Source organism: Shigella sp. FC1544, assembly GCF_001722145.1.
Taxonomy (GTDB): domain Bacteria; phylum Pseudomonadota; class Gammaproteobacteria; order Enterobacterales; family Enterobacteriaceae; genus Escherichia; species Escherichia coli.
Genome location: NZ_MECT01000017.1, coordinates 1 through 13,139 on the forward strand (window position 1 = coordinate 1; position 13,139 = coordinate 13,139).

A 13,139-nucleotide genomic window follows, 5' to 3' on the forward strand; every position below is an offset into this window, starting at 1 on the left:
AAGACCGCACGAATATAACGGTGGGTTACCCCCAAACGAATCGGAAAATCGATACTGGAAAAACTCTAACTCGGTGGCCAGTTTTTGTTGACCACTTCATCATGAGCACTTGCTGTAGCTGATAGCCTTCCGGTACGGTTTGTGCCTGAGCGTTTGAAGCGAGTAAAACTATCCCTGCCACAGCTGCGGCGATTAGCGTTTTGTTCATTCCTGGCACCTCTTTTGTTATCAATCACTAAAGAGTGTGACAGAAATATGACTTTTTTCCGGGAACAGGTTCGCAAAATGGCTTGTTGAACGCCTGTTTTTCTATATACATCTTCAAAAACAGGCAAGGTTTGACGCAAACTATGCCTGATTAGCCCCTGCCTCGCGTACGCCGCTGATAATTGCACCTGTGGCTAAACAGAATATCTGCGGCGTTACCAATACAGAGACAATATTTACCAATAAAAAAGTGTGAGACTAATAACAATGGTTTTTAGCATATGCCTTTGCCATTAAATTGCATAACGATTTAAATAGTCGAGTTGCGCATTCATTTCCTTATTTTTTAACTTATAAGCCTGAGCAAAAAGTTCAGGAGGGAGGTAAACATCATAATGATTGCCAGTGTTTATTAAATAACCATACTCAAGGTCGTCATCTGTTGAAACGGATTCATTCCCCAAGGAGATTGATGCCATATTACTATTAAAAATAAATAATGAGCAAATGCTATCTGAAAGAGCAGTGAGGAAATTTTTCACCTCATTAACCCTCTGCTCTGGGTCGGTGTCTAAAACAAGGCGTACCTTGTTATCATTAAATATAAATTCGGGTAAATGCAGTATGCATTTTTTGTCATTCAAGCAACTATCAATAAATTCTTTTTTAAAAGACAAAAAACTCCATGATAAAAAACCACCCTGCCCCTGAATTTTGTTGTCAGATTGTAGATTAACGCCAAATAACGTCTTTACATCTTCCCTGAGATTATAGAATGCCGTATCAACAAGAGCCTCGATCGTTTGTTTATCAACAATTTTAATAAACTCTTCGTATACTTGCTTTTGCGTCTTATGGCCGCCCAGCGCCCATGAATACTCATGTTCTTTTAAAACCAGTATGGATCTTAACAGACAATATCCATCGCCATCTACTGGAGCGTATTTTAATCCATATGTTTTATTAATTTCACTCTGAATAAAAGATATGCCAGACAAATCAATACCAGTATCTAAATCAGATATTCCCGGCGTATTTATCTGTTCTGGCTGGATACTCATATTTTCATCATCTAAACAATACTCAGAAAAAACATCATCACACGCAGTAATGTTTTCAATATATTCCATAAAGCCATACCAATAATAACCTTTAAAATCTGTGATAGACTCTGAACCTCTGCCCGGCAAGGACACTCTAACAATATCAACATTTTGAACATATTGTATAGTATATGTAATACCTCCTGAAACCCTGAATAAATTTGTGTATCATTAGTACGCAATGTTCTCATAAATAATGATAGATCATTATCATTCTGCATTTCCTCAAATTCTTTTTCTAGTGATTCACATTCCAGACATGGAGTATCCTCTTCATTTACTTTACGTCTGAGTTCATTGTATAACCGCATAAAACACACCAGTGTGTTTTCAAAAAGCGTGATTGAATATGTTTGATTTTTTTCGTACTCATTTTTTATATCGTTCCAGGCCTGTTTCAAATAATTATTTGCAGTGCAACTAATTCCATGTATATTACTACCCATATATAGCGTCTATAAAATTTAATAAATAATGACGCCCTAGTTAAACTTAAAGTGCCTAGTTCAACTATCAAAAATCGCTCACCCTTTTTCACCTGTTTAAAATATGTTCAGCAACCCATATTGATGGCGACCTCCTCTCCACGATGATTTCAATAACATATTCTGTGTTGGCATATGAAATTTTGAGGATTACCCTACACTTATAGGAGTTACCTTACAGGGGTTCCTTCAATTTGTGTTGATTTACGCGAGATAACGCTATGGAATTAAAGGATTATTACGCCATCATGGGCGTGAAACCGACGGACGATCTCAAGACAATCAAGACCGCCTATCGTCGACTGGCCCGTAAATACCATCCTGATGTCAGCAAAGAACCGGATGCCGAAGCCCGCTTCAAAGAGGTCGCTGAAGCCTGGGAAGTGTTAAGTGATGAACAACGTCGCGCTGAGTATGATCAGATGTGGCAACATCGCAACGATCCGCAATTTAACCGTCAGTTCCATCATGGCGACGGTCAGAGTTTTAATGCCGAAGATTTTGACGATATCTTCTCGTCAATTTTCGGTCAGCATGCCCGCCAGAGCCGTCAACGCCCCGCCGCACGCGGCCACGATATTGAAATCGAAGTGGCGGTATTCCTCGAAGAAACGCTGACTGAGCATAAGCGTACCATCAGCTATAACCTGCCGGTTTATAACGCCTTTGGCATGATCGAACAGGAAATCCCGAAAACGCTGAATGTGAAGATCCCGGCGGGCGTCGGCAATGGTCAACGCATCCGTCTGAAAGGCCAGGGGACGCCGGGCGAAAACGGTGGTCCAAATGGCGATTTGTGGCTGGTGATTCATATTGCGCCACATCCGCTGTTCGATATTGTCGGCCAGGATCTGGAAATTGTGGTGCCGGTTAGCCCGTGGGAAGCGGCGCTGGGTGCTAAAGTCACCGTTCCAACACTGAAAGAAAGCATTTTGCTGACTATCCCGCCAGGCAGCCAGGCCGGGCAACGATTGCGCGTTAAAGGCAAAGGTCTGGTGAGCAAAAAACAGACCGGCGATCTGTATGCGGTACTGAAAATCGTGATGCCGCCGAAACCGGATGAAAACACTGCCGCGCTGTGGCAGCAACTGGCAGACGCCCAGTCGTCTTTTGATCCACGTAAAGATTGGGGGAAAGCATGATGGCTAATGTTACGATGACTTTTACTATTACCGAATTTTGCCTGCATACCGGCATCTCTGAAGAGGAGTTGAATGAAATTGTCGGTTTGGGGGTGGTTGAACCGCGTGAGATCCAGGAAACAACCTGGGTATTTGACGACCATGCCGCCATTGTGGTGCAACGCGCGGTACGCCTGCGTCATGAACTGGCTCTGGACTGGCCGGGGATCGCGGTGGCGCTGACGTTAATGGATGATATTGCACACCTGAAGCAGGAAAACCGCCTGCTACGCCAGCGGCTTTCCCGGTTTGTAGCTCATCCGTGATGTGTGTTTGCCGGATGTGATGACGCATCCGGCAACTGCGCCATAATGCCTGATGCGACGCTAAACGCGTCTTTTCAGGCGCATAAACGACGTTATTTGTTTTGGTGGTCGCACTCCACTAACACCAGCAATAACTGGCTTAGTGCCGCGTAAAAACCAAAGCTGTCATACTGATGGCAACGCGCAGCAAACTCTGGTAACCATTGCCACAGCGCCGTCAGTGTTTTTTGCCGCAAACTGTCGATTCTTCGCGCAGGAACGGTCCCCTCTCCCAGCGAAAAATGCAGATGACTCAACAACTCGAGATAGATCGCCAGATGGTCTGCCGGTTCGTTGAAATTGCCGCTGGTTTCCATCCCTGCCTCAACTAACAAGCGTTTAATCTCTTGCTCGTCCTGTTTGTAGGCCGATGCATACGGCAGCGCGGCCTGCTTATCAGTCATCAAAAACAGGCCGCAAAAGTCAGCGGCCAGTTCCAGACGGGCATCGTCACGTACTGTCAGCGTGGCAATACAGTTTTCCAGCTCATTCACCGCCGCAGCCAGCGGCGGTTCGCTTTTCAGCAACGAAAACCATTCAGCCATCTGCGCACTGGCGATTTGCGTCAGTTGTTCATCGTCCAGTTCACGGGAGAACAACTGCGCCAGCCAGGCGTAAACACAGGCAATCTGTTGTGCTGTCAGCGTGGTCATGATTTCACCTGCGACGCGGGAACATATTCGCACTGCGCCACCATCTCCACAGGGCCGTTAAACGCCGTCACCTGCTCCACTGCTCCATTGTACTTCTCAATTTCCACCAGCGTAGTGTGCGCACTGGTCGCCTGCGCCAGCTGCGAAGTACCGATGTCGATGGTCAGCACGTTGGGGTTACCGTATTTGCACAGCGCACCAGGCTCGCCGCCTTTATCTGGATCGTACCATGCCCCTTCGTGAATTCGTGCCACGCCGGGTGCATAGCGGTCAGAAACTACTGCCCCTGCCAACACCTGACCGCGAGCGTTAAAGACGCGTACCACATCACCGTTACGAATACCGCGCGCGCTGGCATCCTGCGGGTTAATGAATACTGGCTCTTTACCCGCTACCGTATATTGCTGACGCAGAGTTTCCGACTCACATAACTGCGAGTGAAGTCGGAAATCCGGATGCACAGATTGCAGATGCAACGGATACTTCTGCGAGCCGGGCCCACCGTGGGAGCGTTCGATTTTCTCAAACCACATCGGATGCCCCTGACAATCGTCGTAGTTCATATCGGCGATGGTTTTCGAGTAGATCTCAATCAGGCCACTCGGCGTGCCCAGCGGTTCGAGATCCGGATCTTCGCGGAATGCCTGGTGGCGAACAAACATCTGCGGATGGTCAAACTCGACGTACTCTTTGTTATTCCAGAAGTCATCAAACGCTGGCAGATGAACGCCGCGTCCTTTGCCTTGTTGTACACCTTCCTGCCAGATGCGTTTCAGCCAGCCCATTTCGTCCAGCCCTTCGGTAAAGGCTTCTTCGCGATTAAAGCGACGGCACAGCTCGCGGAAAATATCAAAGTCGTTGCGCGCCTCGAACTGCGGCGGCACCACCTGTTTCATGGCGATAATGCCACGGTTGGAGTGGTTGCCGTACTGGTCGAGATCGTTACGCTCAAACTGCGTGGTCGCAGGCAGTACGATATCGGCAAAGCGGTAGGTTGAGGTCCACTGGTTATCTATGGCGATAACCGTTTCCAGCTTGCGCCAGCCTTCAATAATGCGGTTGATCTGCTGATGGCGATGGAATGGGTTAGTTCCGGCAAAAATACACATTTTCAGTGGCGGCAGTTTTACCGATTTACCGTTCCAGTTGATCACTTTCCCCGGTTCGAGGATCGCATCGATAAAACGGGCAATCGGAATGGTGCTGCTGTAGCCTTTGTAGTCACTGTTGTCGTGAACAGGCGGAATCGACGTAGAGCCGGAGAAACCACTCAGAATAACGCCTTTACGCCCCGGCGTGCCTGCGCCGTTGTAGTGCCAGCCAAAACCAAAACCACCACCTGGCAGGCCAATTTGCCCCAGCATCGCCGCCAGAACCACAATCATCCACGCCCACTGTTCACCGTGCTGCATACGCTGCACGCACCAGCCAGCAATAATTTGCGTTCTGTTCGCCGCCATCTGCCGCGCCAGCCCACGAATGGTTTCGGCATCAATGCCGGTCAGTTTTTCAGCCCATGCGGCATCTTTCGGCTGACCGTCTTTCTCACCCAGCAGATACGGCAGGAACTGCTCAAAACCTACACAGTAGTTAGCGAGGAAGTTTTTGTCGTACAGGTTTTCACTGTACAGCGTATACGCCAGCGCCAGTTGCAGCGGCACGTCAGTTTGCGGGTTAACCGCAATGTGCTTCACATGCTCGCGCCCCAGATACTCATGGGTGGATGTGACAACCGGATCGATGCTGATGACCTCAATTTCACCGGCGGCGACTTTCGCTTTTAGTTGCTCGTAATATTCATAAACATCGTGATCCGGGCACCACCAGTTCGCTTGCTGGTTTTTCAGCAAATCGGAGCCCCACAGCATAATGGTTTTGCTGTTCTGCAATACCAGCGGCCAGGAGGTTTGCTGTTCATACACTTCCATCGAACCGACTACGCGCGGCAGGATCACCTGCGCAGCACCGGTAGAGTAATCTCCGCCCGTACCAACGCTATTACCATGCAAGGCAATAGCTTTCGCCAGCATCCCCGAAGCGTTATGGAACATCCCCGTCGATTGCCAACCACTGGCGGTCAGCAAGGCACTCGGCCCGTGAGTTTTCTGCACGCGTTCCAGTTCTTCATAGAACATGTCGAGGGCTTCATCCCAGCTCACGCGCACAAAACGGTTATCACCGCGCTGGGAGGTATCGCTGAGATGGCGCTTACGCAGCCAGTCCACGCGTACCATCGGATAACGAATACGCGCCGCGTTGTGTACGTGATCTGGCAATCCGGCAATCCGGCAATCCGGCAATCCGGCAATCCGGCAATCCGGCAATCATTTTCGACGGATATTTATCCAGTTCGAACGGTTTTGCCGCCACAAAGCGACCATCCTTCACCGTCGCGCGGATAGCCCCCCAGTGCGACCCGGTAAGAATGCCCTCTTTCGAGATGACAGCCGCCGCTTGCGCCGCAGTCGCACTGCGCGGCGTTAACAATGACGGCCCCAGCATCCCGGCGACTGTTAAGCCGCCGAGTTGTGCCAGAAAACGCCGACGTGATGCCTGAAAGAGATCGTTATTGTTCATTATTTTTCTTCCTTCTTATCGCCGTGAGCCTTACCTGCGATGTCAGACGCATTCATTTGCAGATATTTCAACAAGGTGCGTTCTTCACGTTTATCGAGACTGGTAAAGCCAATCATGCCGTTGAGCGTGCCAATCCAGCCGTTAGCATCAAAGTGAGAGATTTCCGGTGCGCCGTAGCACTGGTTACAGGTGCCGTTGTACAACGAATCCGCATAAGCCCAGATCGGTTTGATATCGTTCACCATATCACCTTTCTTCATCCACGCAGTGGCCTGCAACTTGCTCCACTCGGTATTGGTGTCGGCAACGGTGGTTTTCTCCAGCGTTTTTACCTGCTGCTGCACATCACCACGAATCGAGGCAACAAAGATGCGTTTACCTGGGAATTGGGTGAGTACACGCTGACGTCCGGCGCTTTCCGTCCAGCCGGTAATTTCAATTTGCAGCCAGTCGCCGTCACGTTTAAGGACTTTCACTTCCGAAGCAGGCAGCAGAGAACCAGAGGCTTCTTTATCGCCTTTCGCCGCATAAATTGGCTTAATATCAATAGAGTACAGCGTGTCACCACTGTCATTAGCACTGGCGCGCAGCTCATCGAACTGCTTACGGAAGCCGCTACTCATATCCGGTAACTGGTGGGCAATACCTTTATGACAGTCGATGCAGGATTGATTATCTTTCGCTGCCACCTTCATCTGACGTGCCGCTTCAGGATGCTGCTTCGCATGATCCATCGCATCGTAGTTATGGCAGGAGCGGCAGGTTGCCGAGTTGTTTTCTTTCATTCGCGCCCATTCACGCTCGGCAAGTTCCGCGCGTTTGGCTTCGAATTTTTCAGGTGTATCAATGGAGTGAGCAATAAAGGTCTGGTAGATATCATTGCTCGCTTCCAGTTTGCGCTTCACCATGCCTGGAATATCCGGCGGGATATGACAGTCATGGCATTCAGCTCGCACGCCGGAGGCGTTCTGGAAATGCACCGACTGTTTATATTCTTCATACACCGGTTGCATACTGTGGCAACTGACACAAAATTCGGTTGTGCTGGTGACTTTGATCCCAACGTGTGGCAATACAATCAGCGCAATGCCAATCACAATCCCAATTGCGACCAGCGCCAGTACCGACCAACGAGCACTGGGTCGGCGTAGCGCGTTCCAGAGTTTCCGCATAATAGCCCCTGTAAAATTATGGTTTAGTGAAGCGATCTTAATGAGCAAATATGAACAGCGGCACTGGTCAGGATGAACGGCTTACGGCAGAATATGAACAGAATGAGTAAAACCCTCTGATGCCACATCACATTGTTATTGTTGAAGATGAGCCGGTTACCCAGGCGCGATTACAATCTTACTTCACTCAGGAGGGGTATACCGTTTCCGTTACAGCGAGCGGTGCCGGGCTGCGGGAAATTATGCAGAATCAGCCGGTAGATTTAATTCTGCTGGATATCAACTTACCCGATGAAAATGGCCTGATGTTAACCCGCGCCCTGCGAGAACGCTCAACGGTGGGGATTATTCTGGTTACCGGACGCAGCGATCGGATTGACCGTATTGTTGGGCTGGAAATGGGCGCAGACGATTACGTCACCAAACCGCTGGAACTGCGCGAACTGGTAGTACGGGTGAAAAATCTGCTCTGGCGAATCGACCTCGCGCGACAAGCTCAACCGCACACTCAGGACAACTGCTATCGCTTTGCCGGTTATTGCCTGAATGTGTCGCGCCATACGCTGGAGCGGGATGGCGAGCCGATTAAACTGACCCGCGCAGAGTATGAAATGTTGGTGGCATTTGTGACGAATCCGGGCGAAATTCTCAGCCGTGAACGTCTGCTACGTATGCTTTCTGCGCGTCGGGTGGAAAACCCTGACCTGCGCACCGTCGATGTGTTAATTCGTCGTTTACGTCATAAACTCAGCGCGGATTTACTGGTGACGCAACATGGTGAAGGTTATTTCTTAGCCGCTGATGTGTGCTGATAAAAATAGACCGGACGAAATCCCCCTGGTGACAGCGAGCGGCGAATATGTTCACGGTCGGCATTTTTCGGCGTCAGAACTAAAATCGGTGGGCTGACATTATCAGACACCGATTGCCCCTGTAATTGCCTGATGGCCTGCTCAACCGCCAGTTCCCCCTGCCAGACCATTTGATCGCTGGCAGCCATAATCACTCTTCCCCGCTTCAGCCCGCGATACACCTGATGTGAAAGATAAAACGACACCACGGTAAGCGGCGTTTTCAGGTTACGCCCTTCACCCATTGCCGCCTCTGCCGCAATGGCCGTTCCGGCAACGACGTCGATTTCTGGGTGGCGTTCCAGCATATCCTGCAACAGGTTACGCTGGATTTCAATATCGTTATCACCAAGCGCAATATCAACAATACGCACCGGGCTTCCGGCAATGGCTGCGCGAAAACCCTCGACCATCTCTTTACTGCCCCCGGCATTATCGGGTCCGGGCATCAACAGCACGTTCAGTGGTTTACCGTGCGCCCATTGCACCAAATATCGCCCAGGTTGATAGCCCATCTGAAACCAGGGTACACCAACGCGGCTTTTCACCAGGGGATCATCAAGAGCATTTACCAGTTCGATCACCGGCAGATTTGCTACCTGCTTTTGCAGGTCGGGAAATGACGTAGTGCTACTACCGAGCAAAATGGCCTCTGCGCCCCACTGTTTACACTGGTCGATTTGTGCTTGCTGGGTAGCCAACTGGCTGTAGCCGCCTGCCTCCTGCATACCATAGTTCAACGATAACCAGTATGAATCTTTCAGGCTGGGATAAAGCGCGCACAGTTTCCATGCGCGTTTGGCTTTAAGCGGCGTAGAGGCTTGCACCGTGTAATGCTGCGCATCATGCCAGCGCAACAGGTTATCAGCCGAAAATGCCGATAACATGAAAAGGGAAAGAAGTAAAAATAGCAGTACGCGCATGATAGCCTCATCAATAATAAGGCTTTATGCTAGATGCATTCTGCTTTGCGACTCAACCTTTTTCACCTAAAGTGCACCGACCGTGAATTTAACCCTGACCCGAAGACTCTGGATGGGCTTTGCCCTGATGGCGCTGTTAACCCTGACCAGTACCCTGGTGGGATGGTACAACCTGCGCTTTATCAGCCAGGTGGAAAAAGACAACACTCAGGCATTGATTCCTACCATGAATATGGCGCGCCAGTTGAGCGAAGCCAGCGCCTGGGAACTTTTCGCCGCGCAGAACCTGACCAGTGCCGATAACGAAAAGATGTGGCAGGCGCAGGGGCGAATGCTCACCGCACAAAGCCTGAAGATTAATGCGTTGCTGCAAGCGTTACAGGAACAAGGTTTTGATACCACCGCTATTGAACAACAGGAGCAGGAGATCTCCCGTTCGTTACGTCAGCAAGGGGAACTGGTGGGGCGGCGTCTGCAACTACGCCAGCAACAACAGCAACTCAGTCAGCAGATAGTCGCTGCCGCCGATGAGATCGCACGCCTGGCGCAAGGTCAGGCGAATAATGCGACAACTTCCGCTGGAGCGACCCTGGCCGGGATTTACGATTTGATCGAACAAGATCAGCGTCAGGCTGCTGAAAGTGCACTCGATCGGCTGATTGATATCGATCTTGAGTATGTTAACCAGATGAATGAACTGCGCCTTAGCGCTCTGCGGGTGCAGCAAATGGTGATGAATCTGGGGCTGGAGCAGATCCAGAAAAATGCACCAACGCTGGAAAAGCAGCTCAATAATGCGGTGAAAATTCTGCAACGTCGGCAAATACGCATTGAAGATCCGGGTGTTCGTGCGCAGGTCGCAACAACGTTAACTACCGTTAGCCAATATAGCGATTTGCTGGCGCTGTATCAGCAGGACAGTGAAATCAGCAATCACCTACAAACTCTCGCACAAAATAACATCGCCCTGTTCGCGCAGTTTAGTAGCGAAGTCAGTCAGCTGGTCGACACCATTGAGCTGCGTAATCAGCACGGACTGGCGCATCTGGAAAAAGCCAGTGCACGCGGGCAATACAGCCTGTTATTGCTGGGGATGGTTTCACTTTGCGCACTGATTCTGATCCTTTGGCGCGTGGTTTATCGCTCAGTCACGCGTCCACTTGCCGAACAAACGCAGGCGCTGCAACGGCTGCTGGACGGTGATATTGACTCCCCTTTCCCGGAAACCGCTGGCGTACGGGAGCTGGATACCATCGGGCGGCTGATGGATGCGTTTCGCAGCACTGTTCATGCACTGAATCGCCACCGTGAACAGCTGGCGGCGCAGGTCAAAGCGCGTACAGCTGAATTGCAGGAACTGGTGATAGAACACCGACAGGCACGGGCGGAAGCAGAAAAAGCCAGCCAGGCAAAATCGGCCTTTCTGGCGGCGATGAGCCATGAGATCCGCACACCGCTGTACGGTATTCTCGGCACTGCTCAACTGCTGGCAGATAACCCCGCACTTAACGCCCAGCGTGATGATTTGCGGGCGATTACCGACTCTGGTGAATCGTTGCTGACCATCCTCAACGATATTCTCGATTATTCGGCTATCGAAGCAGGTGGCAAGAATGTTTCGGTCAGCGATGAGCCCTTTGAACCGCGCCCGCTGCTGGAAAGTACCCTGCAATTAATGAGCGGACGGGTGAAAGGTCGCCCGATTCGCCTGGCAACAGCAATTGCCGACGATGTACCGACCGCGTTAATGGGCGATCCGCGACGTATTCGTCAGGTTATAACCAACCTGTTGAGCAACGCCCTGCGTTTTACTGACGAAGGGCAACACGCAGTGTTGCCGCTCTGGAAGCATGGTTGCATAAGAAAGACCTGAACGCGATTTGAATCAATATCAGCCAGTTAAGAACAACTAGAATAGTGGCATTTGGTATGCAACTTAACGGACTGGCAAAATCATGGCAGAGAAAAAAAGAACCCGCTGGCAGCGGCGGCCAGGCATGACGGGCGGCAAATTACCGTGGAATGACTGGCGCAATGCCACGACCTGGCGTAAAGCGACGCAATTATTACTGTTGGCAATGAATATTTATATTGCCATCACGTTCTGGTATTGGGTGCGCTATTACGAAACGGCAAGTAGCACGACATTTGTCGCCAGACCGGGAGGTATCGAAGGCTGGCTACCGATTGCCGGTCTGATGAATCTGAAATATAGCCTTACAACAGGTCAGTTACCGTCCGTCCACGCCGCCGCGATGCTGTTATTGGTCGCTTTTATCGTCATCAGTCTATTACTCAAAAAGGCCTTTTGCTCATGGTTATGCCCGGTTGGTACGCTTTCTGAATTAATCGGCGATCTCGGTAACAAACTGTTTGGTCGGCAATGTGTCCTTCCCCGCTGGCTGGATATTCCTCTGCGCGGCGTGAAGTATTTGCTGTTGAGTTTTTTTCTCTATATCGCGTTATTGATGCCCGCTCAGGCGATTCACTATTTTATGTTGTCGCCCTACAGCGTGGTGATGGACGTAAAAATGCTCGATTTCTTTCGTCATATGGGGACCGCGACATTAATCAGCGTGACCGTTTTGCTGATTGCCAGCCTGTTTATTCGCCATGCCTGGTGTCGTTATCTTTGCCCATATGGCGCGCTGATGGGCGTGGTTTCGCTATTATCGCCGTTTAAGATTCGTCGCAATGCCGAAAGTTGTATCGGCTGTGGCAAATGCGCAAAAAATTGCCCATCACGGATCCCGGTAGATAAATTAATTCAGGTACGAACAGTGGAATGTACCGGCTGTATGACTTGCGTAGAGTCATGTCCGGTAGCCTCAACATTGACCTTTTCACTGCAAAAACCTGCGGCAAATAAAAAAGCTTTTGCGTTGTCTGGCTGGTTAATGACGCTACTGGTTCTGGGGATTATGTTCGCGGTGATTGGTTACGCAATGTATGCGGGAGTATGGCAAAGCCCGGTGCCGGAGGAATTGTACCGACGCTTAATTCCACAAGCGCCAATGATTGGTCACTAAATTAGCAACAAGCGGAACATCACCTCGCACGGGGTGATGTTCACAAAATCACATTATTTTGATTTTGACATCATAACTTTCAAGCCCGGTCATTTTTTCTCGTGCGGTGAAGCGAATTTCAGAGACTTCTTTCCCTGTATTCTTGTTCAGCTCGGCAATTTTTTGCGCGATAAAGTCGGCGATTTCCGTTTCGGCTTGTTTTTTTAACTCTTCAATATTCACTGTTAACCTCTTCTGGTCTTAAAAGACAGCAACACGCCAGTAAGGTGTTGGTTCCCGGTACCCTGGTCAGGTAAGAAATGTTATAAGCCATCTCCCCGAAAGATTCAATAATCAACAGGTTATCGCTTACTATACATACAGCGTTGAAGAAAAATAAGGCAGATATAAAAAAGGCTCCACGAGGGTAATGCCAGTCAGTTAAGCAACTGACTGGCTCTTTTTCGGGGCTGTGGGGTATTTCCAGGGCCTCTCCTTTACCACTCTCGGGAAGGCCCTTTCCCTTCTCGTCGGTAATTTCACAAGTTGTCCCATACTTGCAAGATCGCGCATCAGCTCCGGTATACGTCCCGGTGAAGCGCCCTGCAATGTCATCAGCATTCTCATCACCATTCCGCATGATTCTGAGAAACTCAGTTGATTCGGCCAGTAAC

The 13,139-nt window shown here is 49.9% G+C and carries 9 protein-coding genes and 5 pseudogenes; 5 read left to right on the plus strand and 9 right to left on the minus strand.

The annotated features are described in order from the left end of the window. Window positions 1–97: 97 nt before the first annotated feature. Window positions 98–208 (minus strand): annotated as a pseudogene (locus tag BGK49_RS30805) (hypothetical protein); the annotation flags it as partial. 292 nt (window positions 209–500) lie between these two features. Continuing rightward, window positions 501–1,756: pseudogene (locus tag BGK49_RS01415) on the minus strand (YccE family protein). Between the two features lie 260 nt (window positions 1,757–2,016). On the opposite strand from BGK49_RS01415, the gene cbpA reads away from it, so the two are divergent. Then, a complete protein-coding gene (gene cbpA / locus BGK49_RS01420; RefSeq protein ID WP_000420617.1) occupies window positions 2,017–2,937 on the plus strand; it encodes a curved DNA-binding protein in 921 nt (306 codons plus the stop codon). Further along, window positions 2,937–3,242: a chaperone modulator CbpM gene (gene cbpM / locus BGK49_RS01425; RefSeq protein ID WP_069375682.1), complete on the plus strand. Its 306-nt coding sequence runs from the start codon at window positions 2,937–2,939 to the stop codon at window positions 3,240–3,242. The genes cbpA and cbpM overlap by 1 nt, the downstream gene beginning before the upstream one ends. Before the next feature lie 92 nt (window positions 3,243–3,334). On the opposite strand, the gene torD is transcribed toward cbpM, so the two are convergent. From torD to torC, 3 genes and pseudogenes are all read right to left on the minus strand, one after another. Beyond that, window positions 3,335–3,934 (minus strand): molecular chaperone TorD, encoded by a 600-nt coding sequence (gene torD / locus BGK49_RS01430; RefSeq protein ID WP_000209865.1) that lies wholly within the window; start codon window positions 3,932–3,934, stop codon window positions 3,335–3,337. Further along, a pseudogene (torA, locus tag BGK49_RS01435) lies at window positions 3,931–6,511 on the minus strand (trimethylamine-N-oxide reductase TorA). The gene torD and the pseudogene torA overlap by 4 nt, the downstream one beginning before the upstream one ends. Continuing rightward, window positions 6,511–7,683 carry a pentaheme c-type cytochrome TorC gene (gene torC / locus BGK49_RS01440; RefSeq protein WP_005028847.1) on the minus strand — a complete coding sequence of 391 codons (1,173 nt, stop codon included), beginning with the start codon at window positions 7,681–7,683 and terminating at the stop codon, window positions 6,511–6,513. Before torC ends, torA begins: the two are co-directional and overlap by 1 nt. Before the next feature lie 119 nt (window positions 7,684–7,802). Between torC and torR the strand changes: the two genes are divergently transcribed. Continuing rightward, window positions 7,803–8,495: a two-component system response regulator TorR gene (gene torR / locus BGK49_RS01445; RefSeq protein WP_001120112.1), complete on the plus strand. Its 693-nt coding sequence runs from the start codon at window positions 7,803–7,805 to the stop codon at window positions 8,493–8,495. On the opposite strand, the gene torT is transcribed toward torR, so the two are convergent. Beyond that, complete coding sequence (gene torT, locus BGK49_RS01450; RefSeq protein WP_001264960.1) at window positions 8,468–9,457, minus strand: TMAO reductase system periplasmic protein TorT; 990 nt, start codon at window positions 9,455–9,457, stop codon at window positions 8,468–8,470. The genes torR and torT overlap by 28 nt on opposite strands. An 82-nt stretch (window positions 9,458–9,539) precedes the next feature. Here torT and torS point away from each other — a divergent pair. Then, a pseudogene (gene torS, locus BGK49_RS01455) lies at window positions 9,540–11,279 on the plus strand (TMAO reductase system sensor histidine kinase/response regulator TorS); the annotation flags it as partial. 133 nt (window positions 11,280–11,412) lie between these two features. Then, window positions 11,413–12,486, plus strand: coding sequence for a 4Fe-4S binding protein (locus BGK49_RS01460; protein WP_000818439.1), 1,074 nt, complete (start codon window positions 11,413–11,415; stop codon window positions 12,484–12,486). A gap of 48 nt (window positions 12,487–12,534) precedes the next feature. Here BGK49_RS01460 and BGK49_RS01465 read toward each other — a convergent pair whose 3' ends face one another. The 3 genes and pseudogenes from BGK49_RS01465 to BGK49_RS01475 form a co-directional block, all read right to left on the minus strand. Beyond that, window positions 12,535–12,708, minus strand: coding sequence for a GnsA/GnsB family addiction module toxin (locus BGK49_RS01465; protein WP_001019197.1), 174 nt, complete (start codon window positions 12,706–12,708; stop codon window positions 12,535–12,537). Beyond that, window positions 12,698–12,946 (minus strand): cold-shock protein, encoded by a 249-nt coding sequence (locus tag BGK49_RS01470; RefSeq protein ID WP_046891795.1) that lies wholly within the window; start codon window positions 12,944–12,946, stop codon window positions 12,698–12,700. Before BGK49_RS01470 ends, BGK49_RS01465 begins: the two co-directional genes overlap by 11 nt. Further along, a pseudogene (locus BGK49_RS01475) lies at window positions 12,907–13,139 on the minus strand (IS4 family transposase); the annotation flags it as partial. The gene BGK49_RS01470 and the pseudogene BGK49_RS01475, both read right to left, overlap by 40 nt.

Coding starts and splice junctions, on each gene's coding strand:
- BGK49_RS01460 (WP_000818439.1), top strand. CDS start 11,413: ATGGCAGAGAAAAAAAGAACCCGCTGGCAGCGGCGGCCAGGCATGACG.
- torC (WP_005028847.1), bottom strand. CDS start 7,683: ATGCGGAAACTCTGGAACGCGCTACGCCGACCCAGTGCTCGTTGGTCG.
- cbpA (WP_000420617.1), top strand. CDS start 2,017: ATGGAATTAAAGGATTATTACGCCATCATGGGCGTGAAACCGACGGAC.
- cbpM (WP_069375682.1), top strand. CDS start 2,937: ATGGCTAATGTTACGATGACTTTTACTATTACCGAATTTTGCCTGCAT.
- torT (WP_001264960.1), bottom strand. CDS start 9,457: ATGCGCGTACTGCTATTTTTACTTCTTTCCCTTTTCATGTTATCGGCA.
- torD (WP_000209865.1), bottom strand. CDS start 3,934: ATGACCACGCTGACAGCACAACAGATTGCCTGTGTTTACGCCTGGCTG.
- torR (WP_001120112.1), top strand. CDS start 7,803: ATGCCACATCACATTGTTATTGTTGAAGATGAGCCGGTTACCCAGGCG.